Genomic DNA, 24,107 nt, shown 5'->3' with positions numbered 1-24,107 from the left:
TAGTGCTTCTTTTTTTTAAATTAAATTTACAGATTTAACCAATCCGACGTTTTAAGCCAGTCATTTGCAATACTCGTGTTGAAATTTCTTCGATCGACATTTCTGAAACATTTAGATATTTAATCCCTTCAGAAATATAAATACCTTCGATTGCACGCAATTCCATCTGACATTGGCTAAAACTTGCATAACGACTGTTGGCTTTGCGTTCAGATCGAATTGCCACCAAACGATCAGCGTCAATCATTAATCCAAACAATTTATGCTTATGTGGACGTAAAACTGCTGGCAAACGGTTGTCATCCAAATCTTCTTCAGTTAACGGATAGTTCGCAACTCGAATACCAAATTGTAATGACAAATAAATTGAGGTCGGTGTTTTACCAGAACGCGAAACTCCAATCAAAATTAAATCCGCTTTATCATAGTGTCTTGTACGTGCGCCATCATCATTATCCAGCGCGAAATGTACAGCATCAATACGTGCCTTATAAGACTCAGAATCAGTCACAGCATGTGTTTGTCCGACTAAAGTTGTAGGAGCTGTTCCAAGCACCTCAGATAGCTTACTAATTAACCCTTCAAACACATCTAAATTAACCGCATTTGCCGTATTGATGATATCCCGAACATAGGGATCCACAAGAGTATCAAAGACCAGAGGTTGTTGGCCATCAGACTCTGCGCGCGCGTTAATCTCTGCAACGACGTTCATTGCGGCTTCTTCTGTAGTGATATACGGGATGATATGAATATCAAAATCGACATGAGGAAATTGAGCCAATAAAGAATGCCCGAGTGTTTCAGCCGTAATGGCAGTACCATCGGAAATAAAAAAAACACTTCGTTTAATATCTTTACTTTCTGCCATTAAATTAATCCTCAAATATTTGTCTAAGTACTATATAATCTTTATAGTAAACCGATCTTACATGACTGTCGCTTAGTAATGAAAGTTTGCTAAGTTTTCACAGAAAAATATCATGCCAAGATAGTGATTAATACTGCAAAAGTGGAGTAACAACTTTGGAAGCACGCGTAATCGGTCTGGAAAAATTAGGTAAACACGACGTAGAAATCGTGGGCGGTAAAAACTCATCTCTAGGCGAAATGATCAGCCATTTAGCAAATGCTGGTGTATCAGTTCCAGGTGGTTTTGCAACAACTGCTGCAGCTTACCGTGAATTCCTTGAGCAAAGTGGTCTTAATGCCAAAATTTCAGCCGAGCTCAAACAACTTAATGTTGACGACGTAAATGCACTTGCTGAAACTGGTGCTAAAATTCGTCAATGGATCGTTGATACTCCGCTTACTCCAGCACTTGAAAAAGAAGTTCGTGATGCATTCGCAACTCTTTCTAACGGCAACCCTGAGATCGCGGTTGCCGTTCGTTCATCTGCGACTGCAGAAGATTTACCAGACGCATCTTTTGCAGGACAACAAGAGACTTTCCTAAACATCCGCGGTATTGACAACGTCTTAATCGCGATTAAGGAAGTTTTTGCTTCACTTTATAACGACCGCGCAATTGCTTACCGTGTACACCAAAACTTCGATCATGACATCGTTGCTCTTTCTGCTGGTGTGCAACGTATGGTTCGTTCAGAAACTGGTGCTGCTGGTGTAATGTTTACACTGGACACTGAATCTGGTTTCCGTGACGTTGTATTCATTACTGCATCTTACGGTTTAGGCGAAATGGTCGTACAGGGTGCTGTAAACCCTGATGAATTCTATTTATCTAAGCCACTTTTAAATGCAGGTAAACACGCAGTATTGCGTCGTAACCTCGGCTCTAAACACCAAAAAATGATCTATGGTGAAGAAGGCTCTGCAGGTAAATCAGTTGTTGTTGTGGATGTTGAAAAAACTGAACGCCAACAATTTGCTTTAAATGATCAAGAATTACAAGAACTTGCTAAGCAGGCGTTAATCATTGAGCAACACTACGGTGCGCCAATGGATATCGAATGGGCGAAAGACGGTGATGATGGTCAAATTTACATCGTTCAAGCACGTCCTGAAACTGTGAAAAGCCGTGAGAATGTCGGCACAATGGAACGCTACCTATTAAAACAAAAAGGTACAGTTCTTTGTGAAGGTCGCTCAATCGGTCAACGTATCGGTTCTGGTAAAGTCCGTATTGTTAATTCAATCAAAGAAATGGACAAAGTCCAAGATGGCGACGTTCTTGTTTCTGACATGACCGATCCTGATTGGGAACCAGTTATGAAACGTGCTGCTGCGATCGTTACAAACCGTGGTGGTCGTACTTGTCATGCCGCGATTATTGCACGTGAACTCGGTGTTCCAGCAATTGTTGGATGTGGTAACGCAACAGAAGTACTTGTCGATGGTCAAGAAGTGACTGTTTCATGTGCTGAAGGCGATACAGGTTTCATTTACGAAGGCGCTTTAGATTTCGAAGTTCAACGTAACTCGATTGAATCTATGCCAACACTTCCGTTCAAAATCATGATGAACGTTGGTAACCCTGATCGCGCATTTGACTTCGCTCAAATTCCAAACGAAGGTATTGGTCTGGCACGTCTAGAGTTCATCATCAACCGTATGATTGGTGTTCACCCTAAAGCATTACTCAATATTGACAGCTTACCTCGCGAAACACGTGCAGCTGTGATGACCCGTACTGCAGGTTACTCTTCACCGATCGAGTTCTACGTTGAAAAACTCGTTGAAGGTATTTCTACACTTGCTGCTGCATTTGCTGATAAACCTGTCATAGTACGTATGTCAGACTTCAAATCGAATGAATACGCGAACTTAATCGGTGGTAAGTTATACGAACCTGAAGAAGAAAACCCGATGTTGGGCTTCCGTGGTGCGAGCCGTTATGTTTCTGACAACTTCCGTGACTGCTTCGAATTAGAATGCCGTGCATTGAAGAAAGTTCGTGATGAAATGGGTCTAACTAACATTCAAATCATGATCCCATTCGTCCGCACAGTTGCTGAAGCAAAACGTGTTATTGAACTTCTTGCTGCAAATGGCTTAAAACGTGGTGAAAATGGTCTTAAAGTGATCATGATGTGTGAATTACCTACCAATGCTCTACTTGCTGAACAATTCTTAGAGCATTTTGATGGCTTCTCAATCGGTTCAAATGACTTAACTCAGTTAACGCTTGGGCTTGACCGTGACTCAGGTATCGTTTCTCATTTATTTGATGAACGTGATCCAGCAGTAAAAGCTCTTCTTTCAATGGCGATTCATGCATGTCGTAAGGCAGGTAAATATGTGGGTATTTGTGGTCAAGGACCATCAGACCACCCAGATCTTGCTCGCTGGTTAATGGAACAAGGTATCGAATCTGTTTCACTCAACCCAGACTCTGTTTTAGATACATGGTTCTTCTTATCTGAAGAAAAGACTAAACAAGCTTAATAAACTATGTTAAAAAAAGACCCATTCGTGGGTCTTTTTTTTTACCCCATTATTTTTTAGTAATTTTTGAGAAATTAGGTTTATGCAAATTTACTTGGCGAGAAATAATCAACAAGCTGGACCGTATACGGTAGAGCAGTTAAATCAAATGCTCTCGAGCCAACAAGTTTTACTCACAGACTTGGTCTGGCATCAAGGTATGACTGAATGGAAAGCTTTAGGTGAACTCACTCAAGGAAAATTATATTACCAACCTGAAGGCTATCAACCCACTCCACCAGTGCAACAAAGCTATTCAAATGCTTCTATTTCGAGTGTCAATGTTCAAAAAAATACTGCTCATCAAGAACTTGCCTCAATTGGATCTCGATTTTTAGCTAAACTCGTTGATCTGGCGCTTTGGTTGCCTGCCATGGTGATTCCTTCGTTCTTTATGCAAGAAAAACAAGTTGCTCAATTGACTGAACTTCAGCAAAAAATGCAGAATGCTAGCTCATCAGATCAAGCAATCAAATTACAGGAACAGTTATTTACACTTATTCCAATGGAAGCTTGGCAAGCAATGTTGGTTTACATTGTATTAATGCTAGCTGCTCAAGCATTTTTAATTGCGAAAAGTGGTCAGAGTTTAGGAAAAAAAGTAGCAAAAATTCAAATTGTTGATGCTGAAAATGGACAGCAAGTAAACTTAATGCGCGCATTCACATTGCGTAGTGTGATTTTTATTGTATTGAATTTACTCTTTATGCCATTCATTACCATCATTGATCATGCCTTCGGTCTAAGTCAAAAAAGACAAACTTTGCACGATAAATTAGCAAAGACTAAAGTCATAAAACGATAATTTTTATCTTAGGGGAGCAAATGCTCCCCTTTGTTTTGCCTCTGTTTTCATACTAAAAGTAATTAATTCTTCAACCAATTCCGACCAAACAAATTGGGTTTAATCCTTATATTTAAAGGCACTTTACATATAGCTTAGTTGGTCGTTATAGGGCATAATGCCCTACAACGTAGCGGTGTCATATGACTGAAATTCAGTAAATGTAATTTTCTGTTTTTCAATCATGTGACACTATAATCGCTATCCCATAATTTTATTAGGGAATGGGACTCTTCACCGAGGTTGTAAAATGAGACAAACAATTTTAGCTGTATTGTCTTTATCAACGCTTGCCGTGCTCTTAACAGGGTGTGGCGGTGATATAGTACTTCTAAACTCAAAAGGTCCAGTAGCACAAGGTCAGTCTGATCTTATGATGACTGCGATCTACCTCATGCTATTGGTAGTAATTCCATCAGCATTGATGGCTTTATGGTTTAGTTGGAAATATCGTGCGTCAAATAAAGATGCAGACTATAAACCTACATGGGCGCACTCTACTATTATTGAAATCGTAGTGTGGGGTATCCCGTGTATTATTATTGGTATTTTAGCGTATTTAACATGGTGGGGCTCACACAAGTATGACCCTTATCGTCCGCTAGAATCAGAGAAATCGCATTTAACTATTCAAGTTATTGCTGAACAGTTTAAATGGGTTTTTGTTTACCCTGAACAAGAAATTGCAACAGTTAACGAAGTTCGTTTCCCAGAAAAAACTCCGATTAATTTCAATATCACCTCTAACTTCACAATGAACTCTTTCTTCATTCCTCAGTTAGCTGGTCAGATTTATGCAATGGCGGGTATGCAAACTCAACTTCATGTCCTTGCGGATAATGAAGGTGTATACCGTGGTTTCTCTTCGAACTATTCAGGCTATGGTTTCACACAAATGCGCTTCCAAGCTCATTCTGTTTCAGAAGCTAAGTTCGCTGAATGGGTGTCTGCAGTAAAAGCTGGTAACGGTACTTCAATTAACCCTGAAGCTGTTCAAAAAACAGTTTTAGACCAAGCTGAATTTGCAACCTTGCGTGATGGTAACCGTTCAGAGAAACAAATCGCTGCGATGGTTCGTAACGCTAAAACCGATCTAGAGAAGCAACAAGCTGAAATTGCTCAAAAAGAAGGTCCATATAAGGCACATCCTCATCCTGTGACTTACTACTCTTCTGTTGAAAAAGGCTTGTTTGAATCAATTATCAACAAATACATGGCAAACTACCACGGTGCAGATCACTCAGCTAAAGCTGAAGGTCATGCTGTAGCTGCTGATGTAAATGCTGAACCTGCTTCTTCAGTTGTAGGGGAATAAGACATGAGCTTCTTAGGTAAGTTAAGTGTAGATGCTATCCCGTACGATCCAATCGTACAGGTAACAGTGTTAATGATGATTTTAGGTGGTATTGCAGTATTTGCTGGTATCACTTATTTCAAAAAATGGGGCTACTTGTGGAACGAATGGTTCACATCTGTAGACCATAAAAAAATTGGTATTATGTACCTTATCGTTTCTGTGATCATGTTATTACGTGGTTTCGCGGATGCGATTATGATGCGTCTTCAATTGTTCCTTGCAAAAGGCGGCGGCGAAGGCTATCTACACCCTGAACACTACGATCAGATTTTCACCGCACACGGTGTAATTATGATTTTCTTCGTAGCGATGGGTCTTGTAGTGGGTATGATGAACATTTCTGTTCCACTACAAATTGGTGCGCGTGACGTAGCATTCCCATTATTAAACTCTTTAAGCTTCTGGTTATTCGCTGGTGCTGCTGGTTTGATGATGGTTTCTCTTGCGCTTGGTGAGTTTGCGGCAACTGGTTGGATGGCTTACCCTCCTCTTTCAGGTATCGAATACTCTCCTGGTGTTGGTGTTGACTACTATATCTGGGCACTTCAGATCTCTGGTCTTGGTACACTTCTTACTGGTGTTAACTTCTTCGTTACCATCATTAAAATGCGTGCTCCTGGCATGGGTCTTATGGATATGCCGATCTTTACGTGGACATCTTTATGTACTGCAGTATTGATCATCGCATCATTCCCAGTGTTGACTGCAACAATTGCAATGTTAACGCTTGACCGTTACTTCGGTTTCCACTTCTTTACAAATGACATGGGTGGTAGCCCAATGTTGTATGTAAACTTGATTTGGACATGGGGTCACCCAGAAGTTTATATCTTGATCTTACCTGCATTCGGTCTATTCTCTGAGATTACTTCTGTATTCTCTCGTAAGACATTGTTTGGTTACAAATCAATGGTGTATGCAACGATCGCGATTACAGTTCTTGCATTCGTTGTATGGTTACACCACTTCTTTACAATGGGTTCAGGGGCCAACGTTAACGCGTTCTTCGGTATCATGACCATGATTATTGCGATTCCTACAGGTGTGAAAATCTTCTCTTGGTTATTCACAATGTATAAGGGTCGTATTACCTTCACATCACCAATGTACTGGACAGTTGGCTTCTTAGTGACTTTCGGTATCGGTGGTTTGACTGGTGTACTTATGGCGGTTCCACCTGCGGACTTCCTTGTACACAACTCACTATTCTTAATCGCTCACTTCCATAACGTAATTATTGGTGGTGTTGTATTTGGTATGTTTGCTGGTATTACTTTCTACTGGCCGAAAATGTTCGGTTGGCAGTTAAGTGAATTCTGGGGCAAAGCATGCTTCTGGTTCTGGTTCTTCGGTTTCTACTTCGCGTTCATGCCATTGTATATCCTAGGTTTCATGGGTATGACTCGTCGTCTAAACTCGTATGACAACCCAGACTGGGATCCATATGTTGGTATCGCATTATTCGGTGCTGTATTAATCGCAATTGGTATTGCTTGTTTCATCATGCAAATCATTGTTGGTTTCTTACAACGCGAACAAACTCGTGACGTTACAGGCGATCCATGGGATGCACGTACGCTTGAATGGGCGACTTCATCTCCAGCTCCATTCTATAACTTTGCAGTATTGCCTCAAGCGAACGGTATCGACCGCTTCTGGACTGACAAAGAAAATGGTGTAGCTTACGCACGTCCTGCTAAATATGAAGATGTTCATATGCCAACTAACCGTGCTGCAGGTGTACTTATTGCACTGATCATCACTGTTATGGGCTTTGCACTTATCTGGCACATTTGGTGGTTAGCGATTGTTTCTTTCGTTTCTGCAATCATCGGCTTTATCTGGAGCTCATTCACGAAGAAAGTGGATTACTATGTTCCAGCTGCTGAAGTAGAACGTATTGAAAATGAACGTTATGCGTTACTCGAAAAACACTTGAAGAAGGACTAAGGATATGGCTGAAGTACTTCATCACGAAAACCACGAGCATGATGAACATCATCACGATGATACAGACATCACGGTCTTTGGTTTTTGGACTTACTTGATGAGTGACTTGATTTTATTCGGTACACTCTTCATCGCGTTCGCTGTATTAAGCAGTCATATTCCACCTGGCACTCCAAGTGCAAAGGATCTTTTTGCAGATTCTTTAGGTTTCGTTTTAACTGAAACTTTCGCACTTTTGATTTCATCAGTGACATTTGGTTTTGCGGTACTTGCTTCTTACAAGAAAAATGTTGGTCAAGTTCTAGCTTGGTTAGCAGTTACATTTGTATTCGGTGCAATCTTTATCGGCATGGAACTTTATGAATTTAATCATTTAGTTCATGCTGGTCATGGACCAAGCGTGAGTGCGTTCTTATCTGCGTTCTTTACTTTAGTTGGTACGCACGGTATTCACGTAACTTCTGGTTTGGTATGGATGATCGTGTTGATGATTCAAATCAAAAAATATGGTTTGACTACAATCAATACTCGTCGTCTTGCTTGCCTAAGCTTGTTCTGGCACTTCCTTGACATCGTATGGATCTGCGTATTCAGCGTAGTGTACTTAATGGGAGTATTATAATGAGTCATGATCATAATGCTGCTGGTGCATCACACGGTAACGTAAAGCAATACACAATCGGGTTTGTACTTTCTGTTTTATTGACTGTAGTTCCATTCTACATGGCAATGAATACTGATAGCTTCAGCCGTGGTGCTATTATTGCTGTTATCGGTATTACAGCTGTTGCTCAGGTACTTGTACAATTAGTTTACTTCTTGCACATGAACTCATCTTCAGAGCAACGTTGGAACGTGATTGCATTTATCTATACAATTCTAACTATTGCTGTTCTTTTAGTTGGTTCTGTATGGATCATGAACTACTTACATTCAAACATGATGATCTAAACTGATTGTCATGTTTAAAAAGTACTTATTCCTGACTAAGCCAGGAATTCTCTTTGGTAACTTTGTTACCACTTTGGGTGGCTACTTTGTAGCTACTCAAGGTTCAGTAGATTTCCTTCTCCTGCTTCTTACCCTCATTGGCACTACCCTCGTAGTTGCATCCGGATGTGTGGTTAATAACGTTATTGATCAAGACATCGACCAAAAAATGCAGCGCACTCAAAATCGTGCGTTAGTTAAGAAAACCATTTCTGTTCAAATTGCATTAGCTTTTGCTTTGCTATTAGGCATACTCGGTTTTGGTATTTTATGGTTTTGGGTAAATGCGTACGCTTTTTTATTCGCAGTTATTGGTTTTGTTGTATATGTTGGTTTTTACAGCTTATGGACAAAACGAACAACGATCCACCAAACTGTGGTCGGTAGTATTTCTGGTGCAGCCCCCCCTGTCATTGGATATACAGCGGTCGCGAATCAATTCGATTTAGGTGCGCTACTCATTTTCTTGGGTTATGCATTTTGGCAAATGCCTCACTCATGGGGAATTGCAATTTATCGTTTTGATGATTACAAAAATGCGGGTATTCCGATTCTTCCTGTTGCGCGCTCGATTGTTCGCACCAAGATCGAATCGCTGATTTACATTGTGCTATTTGCAATCTCAATGAACGCTTTATTTGTATTTGGCTATGCAAATTGGCTTTATTGTATAATTCTCAATGTATTGACTGTTTATTGGCTTTATTTAAATATCATTGGATTTAAAGCTGAAAATGATCAATTATGGGCAAAGAAATATTTCTTATTCTCTGTTGTCCTAATTACGATTATCAGTATTTGCTTTAGTTTTACTGCTACTGCACCAATAAACAATCTTGTCATTTTTTAAAAGATAGAGAAACCTCTATCTTTTTTTATCTTCGCTTCAAGCAGTCTATAAATATCTATACTCAACACTACCTTCAAATACTTTCTAAAAGTAAGTTAATTTTCAAAATTGAATAGTCCAATTTATTTTCTTCGTCGTTATATTTTGCTTTATTTTTCTTGTAATCCCCTGCCGACATCCTTACAATACAGCTTCGCATTTTTTTGCGACACATTAAGTTTTTTTGAAACCAATAAAATTTATTTGTGACTCCTTGCTTCTAACAAATGCGTTAGGGGCTGCATAAAACCGTAAGGAGCTGACAATGCGTCACTACGAAATCGTAATTCTGGTACATCCAGACCAAAGCGATCAAGTGGTAGGTATGGTAGAACGCTATATCTCTCACATTAAAGATGCTGAAGGTCAAATTCACCGTCTTGAAGATTGGGGCCGTCGCCAATTGGCTTACCCAATTAACAAAATTCACAAAGCGCACTACATTTTAATGAACGTTGAATGTAACCAAACTACGCTTAATGAATTGGAAGAATTATTCCGTTACAACGATGCTATTCTTCGTAACGTTATTATTCGTCGTGAAAACGCAATCACTGAAGAGTCTTTATTGGCTAAGAGTGCTGAAGAAAAACGTGCGCGTAAAGCTCAACGTGAAGAAGCACAACAAGCTCAAGACTCTGCTGAAGCATAAGGAGAACATCAATGGCACGTTTCTACCGTCGTCGTAAGTTCTGCCGCTTTACAGCTGAGAACGTTACATATATCGACTATAAAGATATCGATACTTTAAAACAGTACATCACTGAAAACGGCAAGATTGTTCCTAGCCGTATTACAGGTACTAAAGCTCGTTACCAACGTCAATTAGCTCTTGCTATCAAACAAGCTCGCTACTTAGCGTTGATTCCTTACACTGACAATCATAAGTGAGGTTGAGCTGTGGATATTATCTTATTACAACGCATTAAGAACCTTGGTAAATTAGGTGATAAAGTTTCAGTTAAAGCTGGTTACGGCCGCAACTACTTAATCCCTCAAGGTAAAGCAGTTGCTGCTACTGAAGCTAATACTGCTGCATTTGAAGCTCGTCGTGCTGAACTTGAGAAGCAAGAAGCTGAAGTATTAGCTGCTGCTCAAGCACGTGCTGACCAATTGAACGAAGTAAATATCGTAATCACTGCGAAAGCTGGTGACGAAGGTAAACTATTTGGTTCTATCGGTACTCGTGACATCGCTGACGCGTTGACAAATGCTGGTCTTGAAGTTGACCGTGCTGAAGTTCGTTTACCGAACGGTGCACTTCGTCACACTGGCGAATTCAACATCGCAATCCAATTGCACCATGATGTTGTTGCTGAAGTTCTCGTTACTATCGTATCTGAGTAATTTTATGCAAAGAAAAAGAGCATGCACCAGCATGCTCTTTTTTTATCCCTAATAATTATAAAATTTGATTTAGCAAGCTGAAATTTAGACTTAGTTTTTTATTTGTTATCGATATTATTTGTTGCACTGTCTTGCTTGTGCATTTTGCATTAAGATAAGTCTCCCCTATTCATTTTCGTAATTATTGTAAATCAAGGTTTTATATGTCTCAGGCGACTGCCAAAAAAAATACGAATAACACTGAGTTAGATTTGCTAAAGAGTGAATCTTCAGCACTCAAAGAGTTTCGTACGCCTCCGCACAATCTTGCTATTGAACAGGCTGTTCTTGCCGCACTCATGACAGTAGCTGAGTCATTCGAACAGGTCAGCGATATATTAACCGAGAATGATTTTTACGCGACTCGACATAAATATATTTTTAGAGCAATTGAAAAACTTTCTAAAGAAAGTTCACCTTATGATGCCGTATTGGTCAATGATTGGTTAATCAAACAGAACCTGCTTGATGCGATTGGTGGTGAAGAATATTTAATGCAATTGATGGCGGATTCTCCATCAAGCTTTTATAACCTTGAAACTTATGCCAATAAAATACGTGAATTTGCAACTTTGAGAAATATGATCAAAGTTGGTAATGAAATTCTACAAAATGCGTATGACACGAAAGGTCGAGAAGTCAGTGAAATTTTAGATTTAGCTGAGACCAGTATCTTTTCTTTGGCTGAACAACACAATAACAATGCTAAAGCTCAAGGACCAAAAGCAATTAATACCGTTGTCGCAGATGTATTCGATAAACTCAACGAATTATCACAACTTGATGGGAATATTACAGGTCTGACCACAGGATTTGTGGAGCTTGATAATAAAACATCAGGTATGCAAGCTGGAGATATGATCGTCGTTGCTGCCCGTCCATCAATGGGTAAAACAACTTTCGCAATGAATTTAGTCGAAAGTGTGCTATTCAATTGCAACCTTCCTGCTCTCGTATTCTCCATGGAGATGCCTGCTGACTCTATTGCCATGCGTTTAATTTCCTCGTTTGGTAAAGTGCATCAAGGACATTTACGATCTGGCAAATTAGATGGCGAAGAATGGAACAAGGTCACAGGAACGATTCTTCAACTGCAAGAGAAGCATCTCTATATTGATGATTCTTCTGCCCTTCCACCGACTGAAATGCGCGCACGTGCAAGACGTATAGCCAAACAACACGGTGGTAAACTCGGTTGCATCATGGTCGATTACCTGCAGTTAATGAAAGTACCAGGTATGGGTGATAACCGTGTGGGTGAAATTGGTGAAATTTCTCGAAGCTTGAAAGCATTGGCGAAAGAGATGCATTGCCCTGTGATTGCACTTTCGCAGCTTAACCGCTCACTCGAAAACCGTCCAAATAAACGTCCTGTGATGTCAGACTTACGTGAATCTGGAGCAATTGAGCAGGATGCCGATTTGATCATGTTCATTTACCGTGATGAGGTATATAACAAAGAATCTAAAGAAGCAGGAACTGCTGAAATCATTATCGGTAAACAACGTAATGGTCCAATTGGTACCGTTCGACTCGCTTTTGAAGGTCAATATACGCGTTTCAGTAACCTATCACCTGAATATTATGCGCAAAACCAAGAAGAAGAGTAATTTTGCTTTGATCAATTCGTAGTTGAGAACGCACGAATTGATCTGACCTCAATTATCTTTTTTCAGTTTAAAAGATTTAACCTTTCCACATGCCTCTAGGAGTAAATTAGAGTGCGCCAAGCAACGGTTTGTATTGACACACACGCATTGCAATACAATTTAAATCGCGTGAAACAACTTGCACCAAACTCTAAAGTTGTAAGTATGGTAAAGGCAAATGCTTATGGTCATGGAGTCTCAGACTGCTTAGCCGCATTGAGCCAGTCTGATGCTTTTGGCGTTGCATGTTTAGAAGAAGCACTTGAAATACGTGAATTAGGTTTTAAACAACCTATCACCTTAATTGAAGGTGTTTTTTCTGAAGATGAAATGCAAATTGCGATTGAGCAACATATTGAAGTAATCGTTCATCATCATCAACAACTGCAGTGGTTGTTGCAAGTTAAAGATGCTTATATCGCCCGAAATCTAAAAGTATGGGTTAAACTAAATAGCGGAATGAACCGCTTAGGCTTCAAAATTGATGTAATCAAATCGATTATTCATCAATTAAAAAATGAAGGTTTTACCTGTGTACTTGCAATGCATTTTGCTAATGCAGATGTTGATCACCCTTTAAATGAACAACAAATATCTCAATTTCTTGAAGTAAAACAAGATTGTGCACCAATTTTAGCTTCGTGTTGTAATTCAGCAGCAATTTATAAATACCCTGAATTGCATTTTGACTATGTTCGTCCTGGTATTATGCTGTACGGCGCAACGCCATTTGCAGATCGTGACGTCCACGCTCTAGATTTAAAACCTGTCATGACATTCAGTGCTGAGATTATTGCACTTAACGCCATTCAATCAGGTGAAGCTGTAGGTTATGGCTCAACCTTTGTTACACAGCGACCTATGCAATTAGCAATTGTCTCGATCGGATATGGTGATGGGTATCCAAGAGCTTTTATTCGTGAGAATTCAGTTTCATTTAAAGGTCAATTGACCCCAGTGATCGGTCGGGTTGCCATGGATATGATTGCCATAGATGTCACTGATCTCAACGCAAAAATTGGTGATCTAGTAGAATTATGGGGTAAACATCGTTTAGTGGATGATGTTGCTGAAGCGAATGGTACGATTGGTTATGAGTTGTTATGTCGATTAAGCCAACGTCCGAAGCGTGTCAAAATGTAATGAGCGAATTCAATCAACGTAATGCTAAACAGCATTACGTTGTAGTTCATTAAAATCCGTATCCTGAGCGCGTGTCAAAAATCGAATTAGATAATCAGCTTGATCTTGAGTAAACTGTGTTGGCGTAAATTGACTAAATCCCATATCTATTAAAGCCTGCTTCACTGGACTTTGTCGTCCTACAAACTTCATAGACCATTCTTGAAATTGTTTTTTTTCAATATTTTTTCGCTGAAATAGGCGAATTTGATGATGACGTTTATCCTTGTGAAGCTTTTGCAGCAATATATCTAGTGTGGCTTCATCACCCTCTAGACATTGAAAATAGTGCCCATCTGCATAATAAAGTGCTCCAGAAATTTGATGCTCAAAATTGAAATGACGGGCTTCAGTCAAGATTTCACGAACATCAATCAATAACCGACTTGCATCTGCAGTTGACACACTCGCATAACTGAACTGTTGCATTGCTTCCCCTAATTTTTATAGTAATGATTTAATATTCAATGCAACTCAATTTAATCTAAACTTAACCTTAAAGCAAAATTATTGCCAATAGTCTTCTGTTGGACGTGGCAAACCGTTTAATCCTTGACGCAAAGTATCTGACCAAAGTTTACTAATAGATGAGAAATATGGATCATCATCATGAATACGTTTAGACAATGGAATCGCAAAACTATCTTTTTTATAAATACATGCATCTAGTGGTAAGCCCACAGAGACATTAGATCTAAGGGTTGAATCAAATGAAATTAAACCGCATCTTAATGCTTCATCTAGCTCAGTATTGTAATTTAATGCACGATCTAAAATTGGTTTACCGTATTTACTTTCCCCAATCTGAAAAAAGGGCGTATCTGACGTCGCATTGATAAAATTACCCTGAGGATAAATATTATATAACTGAATATCCTCCCCTTGAATTTGACCAGAAAGTAAAATCGTACAGTGATAATTACTTTGCTCTAGTTGATCAGTAGTCACATCCATAATGACTCGTTTTAAAGTATGACCAACCAATTCAGCCATCTCGAACATGCTATTCACACTATACAAATTAGGTTCGTGTTTTAAATCTAGCTGATTCTGCAAATGTCCTATAACGGCTTGTGTCGTCGCCAAATTACCCGCAGTTTGTATACAGATAAAACGCTCACCCTCAACACCGAAAAGATAGAGTTTACGAAATACAGAGATATGATCTACACCTGCATTTGTTCGCGTGTCACTGATACAAATTAAGCCATCACGTAAACGCATAGCACAACAATAGGTCATTGAAATATCTCTTCAAAATTTTGTTCTAACACGGTAATACCTGAACGATGGTCGTCATACTCTCCACGCCACCAGCTTCTCGCACACCTCTGATAGGTGCAACGTCCCAATAATCACGCCCTAATGCAATATAAATGTGTGAACTTGGCGTATAGAGCTGATTGCTAACATCAAATGTATACCAAAGTCCATCTATATAAGCTTCAGCCCAAGCATGGCTCGCCAAATGACTCATTTCCGGAACGTAAAGATATCCAGAAACATAGCGCGCAGGAATATTTAACTCTCTACACATACCTACAAATACATGAGTATGATCCTGACATACCCCTTGTTGATGATGGAATGCATCTATTGCTGTAGTATTCACTTGAGTAGAATCTGAAATATATGGCATATGCTCAAGCAATGCAGAACTTAAATGTTTTAATTCATCACGAGTCTTTTTACTTACATGTTGAGCTGCAAAAGCTTTCATTTCAGCATCACATTGAGTCGCTGGGGTAATTTGTAGAAAAATACCGACTGGCACTTCTGACTCAATAGCTTGTTCTGAAACTGTATCGATTTCAATGATGCCCTGCGCCATAATACTTAAATTTTGATATGCATAGCGTTGAGTCGAAGTGATCCAAATATTATTAAAGGCATCTTTTGCTTCGACCTTATGACCAGGAATACTCACTGACCAAGCATCTACTTTTTGGTGAGCATTACTTTGAGGACACATTCGTATATATTGGATACTATTTTTTGCTGTTTCCGTATATTGATAATGGGTTTGATGATTAATCATCAATTTCATGCATCCACCTCAAATAAACATTGCACCTGATCATTCAATTGGTAAAAGCTATTAGCATTTGGATGCGCTAAAAGATGTTGCCAAGCCTCATCTAAACTGTCCCATCCTTTAGACTTCAACAGTTCAATCACAACACTTAAAGAATTGATTGTAGAATTAACATCCTGATTCAATCTTATTTCACGATCAAGATTTTCGAAATAATGTCCTAGACTAAAAAACAGAAAAATGTCTTCATTTTCAGCTTCTAGAATATCGCTACACTCATCAACAACAGTACAAATTAATCCTGCATTTTGTGTCGCTGTATCCACCATCTGTTTTAATTCTGAATAAGCCTGAACTGACAATACACCACGTAAATCTTGAATATTATTTTTCACACATTCAAATTGTTGAAAAAAAGAAGCAGGCTGATCATTACTCAGAATCAGCTCATTGAGCGAACACGCATTAAAAGCAGGTAAGCAAAAAGCATGGGCATACTGCAATGCTTGAACATCATCTTGAAATGGAAACTGACCACATAAATGTTGAATACGAGATAAATAACGGCCAACCCAGTAAATATTTTGTGCATTGCTGTTTAATATAATCATGACAAGCTCCTGGTTGTATATTTATGAATGTAGCGGATCTATAACCCACGTATCTTTAATGCCACCACCCTGCGATGAATTTACAACTAATGCCCCTTCTTGCATCGCAACTCGGGTTAAACCTCCCGGCACGATTTCTGTACGATACGGTGAACTTAAAATAAACGGTCTTAAATCAATATGGCGTTCAGCGATGCCGAATTCAGTTAAAGTGGGAGCGACTGAAAGCGCTAAAGTTGGTTGTGCAATGTAAGCATGCGGCTGTGCAATTAACTTTAATCTAAATTGTTCAATTTCTTGTTCGGTCGCTTTAGGACCAATTAACATGCCATAACCGCCTGAACCTTGCGCCTCTTTAACCACTAACTTTTCTAAATTACAAAGTACATAATCGAGTTCTTCACGTTCACGACATTGGTAAGTCGGTACGTTATTTAAAATTGGCTTCTGGTTTAGATAGTAATCAATCATTTTATCGACATAAGGATAGATTGATTTGTCATCTGCTACCCCCGTGCCAGGCGCATTTGCAATCACGACATTGTGTTGTAAGTATGCAGACATCAGACCTGGTACACCTAATGTACTGTCTGGCATAAAACACAGAGGATCAAGAAATCCATCATCTAGGCGTCGGTAAATTACATCGACTTGTTTTTTACCCCAAACGGTTTTGGCATAGACCTTAGCATTTTCAACAAATAAATCCTGACCTGTAACTAGAGGAACATCCATCTCACGTGCGAGGAAGCAATGCTCATAATATGCACTGTTATATCGACCCGGTGTAAGCACCACGATAAATGGATTATCTACTTCAGCATTTTCCTCGAGTATTTGTCTTAAAAGTTGTGGGTATTGCTCTACACCTTGTAAATTTGATGACTTACAAAGTTCGGGCATCATTTTTTCACTAATTTTTCGACTTTCCAACATATAAGACACGCCTGATGGTGTTCTTAAATTGTCTTCTAATACAAAGAAGTCACCTTGCTGATCACGAATAATATCGATTCCGCTAATTTGACTATAAACTTTACCTTTCAATGAATGTTTATACATCAATGGTTGGTATGCCTCATGAGTGAGCACTTGCAGCTCAGGCACTAAACCATCTTTTAAAATCGCCTGATTATGGTAAATATCATCTAAAAAAAAGTTCAATGCTTGCACTCTTTGTGCACAGCCTTGCTCTATTTTGTGCCATTGTTGTTTGGCAATTACACGTGGAATTAAGTCATAAGGAATAATACGATCTGTACCCTCAGCATCACCATAGACTGTAAATGTAATGCCGTGATAGAGGAAATGTTCCTTCGCTTGATGATTTAATGATTTCAGCTCATCCAAGCTTCTTTCACATAACCAATTTTCGATTTTGCTAGATGCCTCTAAGCCAATCGTTTTATCATCTAAAAGTTCATTATAAAATTCAGATTTAAGTTGATCGAACAAGTACGCAGTGCTGTTTTGTTTAACTTCGATCTGGTTAGATTTTTCAAAAGCTTCGACGGTATGATCAGCCTTAAAATTTGCGAGAATTGAAGTGGTATCTTTTTCCTCTTTTAGCATACATACCTCTTAATTGTTATCAATTGTAAACAAAATTAAGCAATTTCAATGCCAAAAATTTACCTATTCATCTATTAATGCCCCATTTTTGAAGCATTCACAACGAAAAATGGCCTAAAGATGTATCGAAATATACTCAACAGCTTCACTTTCCATGCTTGCTTATCTCTTAAAGATTTTTTATTGTGTGTTTGAAAAATATTTTCTCTTTATTCATTAGTTGATTATGTCCTCTCAAGAAAAAGAAACATCGAATAGCTTATATCGACAGTGGCAAATTCTTTCACGTTTAACCACTGGCAAATGGATGGGTACACGAGAGTTGCAAGAGACCCTGCAAAGAGAAGGTATTGAAATCAGTTTAAGAACCATTCAACGTGATTTAAATCAAATTTCTCAAAGATTTCCTATTGAGAGTAATAAAACTGTACCACAAGGTTGGCGTTGGCGATCAGATGCCCCAATTCAAAGCTTGCCGCATATGACCAGCTCTCAAGCGGTCACCTTTATGATGGTTGAAGAACATTTGAAGCATTTGCTTCCACCAAGTTTAATTGAGGAGATGAACCCTTGGTTCGAGCTTGCAAAACGCAGCTTATCTACACAAAACAATGTACGTCAATGGATTAACCGTGTCCGTATTGTTCCAGCAAGCCAGCCCTTGATCCCTCCTGTTGTAGAGAAACATGCGCAGCAAGCCATTTATGAAGGTCTATTGCAAGATAAACAGATCGAATGCATATATCGTGCGCGTGGACCTGAAAGTGAAGAACGTAGTTATACCTTAAACCCGCTTGCATTGGTTCAAAAGGGTTCAATCATTTATTTGATTTGTACTCGACATGACAAATCAGAAGTTCAAACCTTTGCTTTACATCGTTTTAAATCTGCAAAAGTTCTAGAGCAACGCGCCTTACACCCTGTTGACTTTGATATTGATGCTTACATTGAATCTGGTGCGCTCGGCTTCAGAGTTGATTTCAATAAACCCACTGAGCTCGTTCAACTCGAACTCTTTATGAATAAAGCTGATGCACTTTACTTTTCCGAAAGCCAACTCAGTAAAGATCAATCCATCACACAAGTATCTGATGATCTCTTTAAAGTGGTGGCTAATGTGCCCTTTACTTCACAATTGGTTTGGTGGCTCAGAAGCTTCGGCAAAAAAATCATTCGTATTGAACCGCTCGATGTATTTAACGCCGTTCATGAAATTGAAAATTAAAAAAGAGCCAAATTGGCTCTGAAGATTTTTTTATTATCATATTTTCAGTATTGCGCTGATTTCTTATTGTGTTGAGTTTAAATACGTGAACTAAACTCCCCTTTAGCTCACGTACACTTTTCAATGTCGTTGGATTATGATTTACATCGTGCAGCATGCAATTTCATAACCATTATAACGAATACGCTTCATCGTCATGGCCTTTCCTCTTTGTTGTGAACGTAGAATCAATATAACGACATTAACTTGGATTGAGAAATAATCATAATTTCTTTATTAATCTCTATTCTTGTTAAACGTAAATAATAAATTATTTCTCTTATTTATGAATAAATCGTTATATGAGGATCAAAAAAACCCGCATCAAGCGGGTTTTTTGGACTGCAACATGCTTAAGCAGATTTTTTAGTTTGTGCATTCTTACGAATCGTAATCATCACCAATTGAACAGCAGCAGGTGTAACGCCCGGAATACGACTTGCTTGAGCGAGAGTTTCAGGGCGAACTTCTTTGAGTTTCAAAGTAATTTCACGAGATAAACCAGATACCACGTCATAATTAAAATCAGCTGGAATCTTAGTCTCTTCTAAGCGCTTCATTTGCGCTACATCCTGATGCTGACGGTTAATATAACCCTCATATTTAACTGCAATCTCAATTTGGTCACCCACTTGAGCAGAAACATCAGAACCAGTGAGTTCCGCAATTTGAGCAAAAGTAATGTTCGGACGTTTCAACAAATCAATCGCAGAACATTCTTTAGAAAGATCCGCACCTGTCATTTCAACGAATTTTTTACCCATTGGATTGTTAGGTGCAGCCCAAAGATGTTGTAAACGACCTGTTTCACGCTCAACCGCTTCCATTTTTTCGCAGTACGCTGCCCAACGCTCGTCATCCACAAGACCCATTTCACGCCCGATTGGTGTCAAACGTTGGTCTGCATTATCTTCACGAAGCATCAAACGGTATTCCGCACGTGAGGTAAACATACGGTAAGGTTCTTTCGTACCTAAAGTGATTAAGTCATCGACCAATACACCCATGTACGCTTCATCACGCTTCGGTGTCCATTGTTCTTGATCCCACGCACGGCGTGCAGCATTCAAACCTGCAAGTAAACCCTGTGCACCGGCTTCTTCATAACCTGTCGTACCGTTAATTTGACCCGCAAAGTACAAGTTATTAATCGCTTTAGTCTCTAAAGTGAATTTCAAAGCTTGTGGGTTGAAATAATCATACTCAATGGCATAACCCGGGCGCAGGATATGCGCATTTTCCATACCACGGATTGTGCGTACTAATTCAAACTGGACATCAAACGGTAAAGATGTAGAAATACCATTTGGATAAAGTTCATGTGTATCTAGGCCTTCAGGCTCTAAGAATACTTGGTGAGAATCTTTATCGGCAAATTTATGAATTTTATCTTCGATTGACGGACAGTAACGTGGTCCTACACCTTCAATCACACCAGTATACATCGGTGAACGGTCTAGGCCGCCACGAATAATATCATGAGTTTTTTCGTTGGTATGCGTGATATAGCAGTTGACTTGCTCTGGGTGCATAGATGCATCACCCATAAATGACATCGTTGGTGATGGGAAATCACCCGGCTGTGGTGTCATCACAGAGAAATCTACAGAACGTGCATCAATACGTGGTGGCGTACCTGTTTTTAAACGACCTACTGGCAATTGAAGCTCACGTAAACGGTGCGCCAAAGAAATTGAAGGTGGATCACCTGCACGACCGCCGCTTGATTTCTCAAGACCAACATGAATCACGCCACCCAAGAATGTACCAGCGGTTAACACGACAGTTTTCGCATCAAAGCGAATCCCCATTTGTGTTACCACACCTTTAACGGTATCGCCGTCAACAATGAGATCATCTGCTGCTTGTTGGAAAATATCAAGATTGGCTTGGTTTTCTAATGTTTCGCGAATAGCCGCTTTATAACGTACACGGTCAGCCTGCGCACGCGTTGCACGAACTGCAGCACCTTTACGTGAGTTCAGAATACGGAACTGAATACCACCCTTGTCTGCTGCGAGTGCCATCGCACCACCTAAGGCATCAATTTCGCGAACAAGGTGTGATTTACCAATACCACCAATCGCTGGGTTACAGCTCATCTGCCCTAAAGTCTCAATATTATGAGTTAAGAGTAAAGTCTGTCGACCCATACGTGCCGCAGCAAGCGCTGCTTCTGTACCAGCGTGTCCGCCACCGATAACAATGACATCGTAAACTTTAGGATAATGCATAGTGGTATATGAGGAGATAAAAATAATGACAGAAAATTATAGCAAATTTTGTTTGCCTTGAGACAATCGAGAACGATTTAATTCTAATTTTTTTGAAGTCCAATAATATAAACCATTTTGATATAAAAATTTATAAATTTTGCAGATTTAAGCGATTTTTTAACAATTTAGAAAATTTATTTACAGCATTGCCCTTCCATTGATTCGACTATTTTTTCAACATATTCAAGTCATATTTTTTAACAAGAGTATACGAACATGAAAGTCCAGTTATTTACGATGTCAATGTTATGTTGTTTGGGTCTAAGCGTAAGTAGTATGAGTATTGCGAATGACAAAGTTGATAATGCCTATAATGCCAAACAATTCCAAAGTGTATGTAAGGGTAAAAGCGAAGGCGATGCTGTCAGTTTCCCGTATAAAGGAATCATTTGGAATGGTACTTGCCAAACTCAATTTTTCCCAACCCAAAGTAAAGATTTAAAAGGAAATGAAGAGCAGCTTAATTCAGCTTGTAAGTCTGATGCAGCGAGTGTTTCCGTGAATATTGAAGGTCAAGAATATAAAGGCAAATGTGCACTCGGATATGCGCCACCGATGCCAAAAGCGTCTTAATCCAATTTTTTAAATTTGACCATTTATGCAACCAATTGAAAAATTGGTTGCTTTTATTTATTGATAACGATAAAACCAAATTAAAAATAACGATCTATTTACAAATAACACAACAAAATTCAGGATGAATTTATGGACACAGGGATCCTTACGATTTTTTTACCTTTAGCACTTGCAATTGTGATGGCGGGTTTAGGACTTGAACTCACTGTTCAAGATTTTCTACGCGTTCGCAAACACCCTAAAGCAGTGCTCATCGCATTATTTTCCCAACTCGTCATTTTGGTTGGCGTTGCATTTATTATATGTAAAATACTCAATCTTACGCCTTACTTAGCTGTCGGCTTAGTGTTGCTTGCTGCCTCACCAGGGGGTGCGACAGCCAATCTGTTTAGCTATTTATATAAAGGTGATGTTGCTCTCAACATCACCTTGACTGCGATTAATGCCATTATTGCTGCAGTGACCTTGCCGCTGATCGTGAATTTTGCAATTACACATTTCATTCAGGATTCAACTCAAATTGGTCTGCAATTTAGTAAAATTTTACAAGTGTTCGCCATTATTCTTATTCCAGTTGCCCTCGGTATGTTTGTGCGCTACAAATTTCCAAATGTTGCAACCAAACTAGAAAAACCAGTGCGTATTTTTGCCGTTGTATTCTTAGTGTTAATTATTGTTGGTGCAGTACTTTCTGAACGTGCCAACATTATGAATTATCTTGCTCAAATTGGTTTAGCAACAGCGTTATTTTGTATCGCAAGTCTTAGCGTTGGTTATTTTCTACCACGCTTCTTTGGTGTACCGAGCTTTCAAGCAAGAGCGTGTGCTTTTGAAATTGGTATCCATAACAGTACTTTGGCCATGGCGATTGCAATCACGATAATGAATAGCAGCGAAATTGCGATGCCAGCAGCTGTTTATTCAATCTTTATGTATATCTTCGCTGCTATTTTCGGCATGTTGCTGAATCGTTTTGCACCATTAGACCATCCGGCTGAGTTAACTCGAAACCACTCACAAATTAACTGATATTAATTGAGTTAACCAACTCATCTTAAAGGCACTGTAATCGTGCCTTTATTTATGCTTCAGGTTTTATCTGCATTCTTAAAGCGAATACAGTACAATGCTAACTCTCGTATTGCATATTTAGGTTTTTTTACTGTGAAGTGGTTACAAATCCATATTACTGTCGATCAAGCACAAGTTGATTTTACTGAAACATTATTATTATCTCTTGGTGCAGTCAGTGTGACGCTAGATGATGCAGAAGATCAAGCGTTATTAGAACCACTTCCAGGTGAGACTCCGCTTTGGAACAAAGTCATCGTAACGGGTATTTACGCTCAAGAAGATGATGAAGAAATCGATGTCGTCGCACTAGAAACTTTCATTAAAGACCAGATGCCTGAAGCGCCTTTACGTTATGAGTTTATCGAAGATCAAGAGTGGGAACGCACTTGGATGGATGCATATGAGCCAATTCAAATTGGTGAAAAATATTGGATCGTGCCTGAGTGGATGGAAGCACCTGAAGCGGATGCGGTCAATATTAAATTAGATCCAGGCCTAGCTTTTGGTACAGGTAATCATGCTTCAACATTCCTCTGCCTACAATGGTTAGGTAAAACCGATGTAAAAGACAAAATCGTCATCGATTACGGCTGTGGTTCTGGCATTCTAGGTGTTGCTGCCCTACTGCTTGGTGCAAAAAAAGTATATGCGACGGATATTGATCCTCAAGCTGTACTCGCTACACAACAAAATGCTGAATTAAATGGCGTTCTCGAAAATTTATATGTCGGCTTACCTGAAGAATTTAATCAAGCACTCGGTGAGCAAAAGGCAGATGTATTTGTCGCAAATATTCTTGCTGGCCCACTGATGGCACTTGCTGAGGAGTTTTCAACACTCATTCAACCTGAGGGTGAATTCGCACTAGCCGGTATTATTGAAGAGCAAGTTGATGATGTTTCTCGTGTTTATGCTGAATTTTTTGATATATTAGACAAAGAAAAGCGTGATGAAAATTGGTACCGTCTTTCTGGGAAACGCCATAAATAAGTAGAGCTTAATTTAAGA

The 24,107-nt window shown here is 39.2% G+C and carries 23 protein-coding genes; 16 read left to right on the top strand and 7 right to left on the bottom strand.

Features of this window, described 5'->3' with window-relative positions; translation table 11 throughout:
• Window positions 1-34 precede the first annotated feature (34 nt).
• Window positions 35-871, bottom strand: coding sequence for a posphoenolpyruvate synthetase regulatory kinase/phosphorylase PpsR (gene ppsR / locus AC1M89_RS01645; protein WP_035267069.1), 837 nt, complete (start codon window positions 869-871; stop codon window positions 35-37).
• Window positions 872-1,026: 155 nt separating this feature from the next.
• Between ppsR and ppsA the strand changes: the two genes are divergently transcribed.
• The 12 genes from ppsA to alr all read left to right on the top strand — a co-directional run bounded on the left by ppsA (window position 1,027) and on the right by alr (window position 13,652).
• Complete coding sequence (gene ppsA, locus AC1M89_RS01640) at window positions 1,027-3,405, top strand: phosphoenolpyruvate synthase (protein ID WP_035267067.1); 2,379 nt, start codon at window positions 1,027-1,029, stop codon at window positions 3,403-3,405.
• A gap of 82 nt (window positions 3,406-3,487) precedes the next feature.
• On the top strand, window positions 3,488-4,249 hold the full coding sequence (locus AC1M89_RS01635) for an RDD family protein (protein WP_481613766.1): 762 nt from the start codon (window positions 3,488-3,490) through the stop codon (window positions 4,247-4,249).
• Between the two features lie 289 nt (window positions 4,250-4,538).
• A complete protein-coding gene (gene cyoA / locus AC1M89_RS01630; protein ID WP_481595475.1) occupies window positions 4,539-5,603 on the top strand; it encodes a ubiquinol oxidase subunit II in 1,065 nt (354 codons plus the stop codon).
• A 3-nt stretch (window positions 5,604-5,606) separates the two neighbouring features.
• Window positions 5,607-7,595: a cytochrome o ubiquinol oxidase subunit I gene (cyoB, locus tag AC1M89_RS01625; RefSeq protein WP_035267062.1), complete on the top strand. Its 1,989-nt coding sequence runs from the start codon at window positions 5,607-5,609 to the stop codon at window positions 7,593-7,595.
• A gap of 4 nt (window positions 7,596-7,599) precedes the next feature.
• A complete protein-coding gene (gene cyoC, locus AC1M89_RS01620; protein WP_035267060.1) occupies window positions 7,600-8,217 on the top strand; it encodes a cytochrome o ubiquinol oxidase subunit III in 618 nt (205 codons plus the stop codon).
• Window positions 8,214-8,546, top strand: a complete 333-nt coding sequence (gene cyoD / locus AC1M89_RS01615) for a cytochrome o ubiquinol oxidase subunit IV (RefSeq protein WP_171076771.1) — start codon at window positions 8,214-8,216, stop codon at window positions 8,544-8,546. Before cyoC ends, cyoD begins: the two co-directional genes overlap by 4 nt.
• A 10-nt stretch (window positions 8,547-8,556) precedes the next feature.
• Window positions 8,557-9,435, top strand: coding sequence for a heme o synthase (gene cyoE / locus AC1M89_RS01610; protein ID WP_481613765.1), 879 nt, complete (start codon window positions 8,557-8,559; stop codon window positions 9,433-9,435).
• Between the two features lie 304 nt (window positions 9,436-9,739).
• Window positions 9,740-10,126, top strand: a complete 387-nt coding sequence (gene rpsF, locus AC1M89_RS01605) for a 30S ribosomal protein S6 (protein ID WP_035267614.1) — start codon at window positions 9,740-9,742, stop codon at window positions 10,124-10,126.
• A gap of 11 nt (window positions 10,127-10,137) precedes the next feature.
• Window positions 10,138-10,365, top strand: coding sequence for a 30S ribosomal protein S18 (gene rpsR / locus AC1M89_RS01600; protein WP_004719336.1), 228 nt, complete (start codon window positions 10,138-10,140; stop codon window positions 10,363-10,365).
• A gap of 9 nt (window positions 10,366-10,374) precedes the next feature.
• Window positions 10,375-10,821, top strand: a complete 447-nt coding sequence (gene rplI / locus AC1M89_RS01595) for a 50S ribosomal protein L9 (protein WP_035267617.1) — start codon at window positions 10,375-10,377, stop codon at window positions 10,819-10,821.
• Window positions 10,822-11,024: 203 nt separating this feature from the next.
• Complete coding sequence (dnaB, locus tag AC1M89_RS01590) at window positions 11,025-12,470, top strand: replicative DNA helicase (protein ID WP_035267619.1); 1,446 nt, start codon at window positions 11,025-11,027, stop codon at window positions 12,468-12,470.
• A gap of 111 nt (window positions 12,471-12,581) precedes the next feature.
• Entirely contained in the window at window positions 12,582-13,652 is a 1,071-nt protein-coding gene (gene alr, locus AC1M89_RS01585) for an alanine racemase (protein ID WP_481613764.1), read from the top strand.
• Between the two features lie 24 nt (window positions 13,653-13,676).
• Here the strand turns inward: alr and AC1M89_RS01580 are convergent, their stop codons facing one another.
• From AC1M89_RS01580 to AC1M89_RS01560, 5 genes are all read right to left on the bottom strand, one after another.
• Window positions 13,677-14,120 (bottom strand): BLUF domain-containing protein, encoded by a 444-nt coding sequence (locus tag AC1M89_RS01580; RefSeq protein ID WP_179998266.1) that lies wholly within the window; start codon window positions 14,118-14,120, stop codon window positions 13,677-13,679.
• Window positions 14,121-14,198: 78 nt separating this feature from the next.
• Window positions 14,199-14,933, bottom strand: a complete 735-nt coding sequence (locus tag AC1M89_RS01575) for a proteasome-type protease (RefSeq protein ID WP_481613763.1) — start codon at window positions 14,931-14,933, stop codon at window positions 14,199-14,201.
• Between the two features lie 25 nt (window positions 14,934-14,958).
• Window positions 14,959-15,738: a transglutaminase family protein gene (locus tag AC1M89_RS01570; protein WP_481613762.1), complete on the bottom strand. Its 780-nt coding sequence runs from the start codon at window positions 15,736-15,738 to the stop codon at window positions 14,959-14,961.
• Entirely contained in the window at window positions 15,735-16,337 is a 603-nt protein-coding gene (locus tag AC1M89_RS01565) for a hypothetical protein (RefSeq protein ID WP_481613761.1), read from the bottom strand. Before AC1M89_RS01565 ends, AC1M89_RS01570 begins: the two co-directional genes overlap by 4 nt.
• A 21-nt stretch (window positions 16,338-16,358) precedes the next feature.
• Entirely contained in the window at window positions 16,359-17,909 is a 1,551-nt protein-coding gene (locus AC1M89_RS01560; RefSeq protein WP_481613760.1) for a circularly permuted type 2 ATP-grasp protein, read from the bottom strand.
• A gap of 226 nt (window positions 17,910-18,135) precedes the next feature.
• On the opposite strand from AC1M89_RS01560, the gene AC1M89_RS01555 reads away from it, so the two are divergent.
• Entirely contained in the window at window positions 18,136-19,134 is a 999-nt protein-coding gene (locus tag AC1M89_RS01555) for a helix-turn-helix transcriptional regulator (RefSeq protein ID WP_035267629.1), read from the top strand.
• Between the two features lie 392 nt (window positions 19,135-19,526).
• On the opposite strand, the gene mnmG is transcribed toward AC1M89_RS01555, so the two are convergent.
• Window positions 19,527-21,407, bottom strand: a complete 1,881-nt coding sequence (gene mnmG / locus AC1M89_RS01550) for a tRNA uridine-5-carboxymethylaminomethyl(34) synthesis enzyme MnmG (protein WP_481613759.1) — start codon at window positions 21,405-21,407, stop codon at window positions 19,527-19,529.
• 258 nt (window positions 21,408-21,665) lie between these two features.
• On the opposite strand from mnmG, the gene AC1M89_RS01545 reads away from it, so the two are divergent.
• The 3 genes from AC1M89_RS01545 (at window position 21,666) to prmA (ending at window position 24,089) form a co-directional block, all read left to right on the top strand.
• The gene (locus AC1M89_RS01545; RefSeq protein WP_035267631.1) at window positions 21,666-22,022 is read left to right on the top strand and encodes a hypothetical protein; all 357 of its coding nucleotides are present in this window, start codon (window positions 21,666-21,668) and stop codon (window positions 22,020-22,022) included.
• Window positions 22,023-22,154: 132 nt separating this feature from the next.
• The gene (locus AC1M89_RS01540; RefSeq protein WP_092766166.1) at window positions 22,155-23,054 is read left to right on the top strand and encodes a bile acid:sodium symporter family protein; all 900 of its coding nucleotides are present in this window, start codon (window positions 22,155-22,157) and stop codon (window positions 23,052-23,054) included.
• 135 nt (window positions 23,055-23,189) lie between these two features.
• The gene (gene prmA / locus AC1M89_RS01535; protein ID WP_035267660.1) at window positions 23,190-24,089 is read left to right on the top strand and encodes a 50S ribosomal protein L11 methyltransferase; all 900 of its coding nucleotides are present in this window, start codon (window positions 23,190-23,192) and stop codon (window positions 24,087-24,089) included.
• Window positions 24,090-24,107: the final 18 nt, after the last annotated feature.

This window comes from Acinetobacter sp. ANC_7635 (assembly GCF_056779945.1).
Note: the sequence above shows the minus strand (reverse complement) of the source record. Positions and strands in the feature narration are given on the sequence as shown.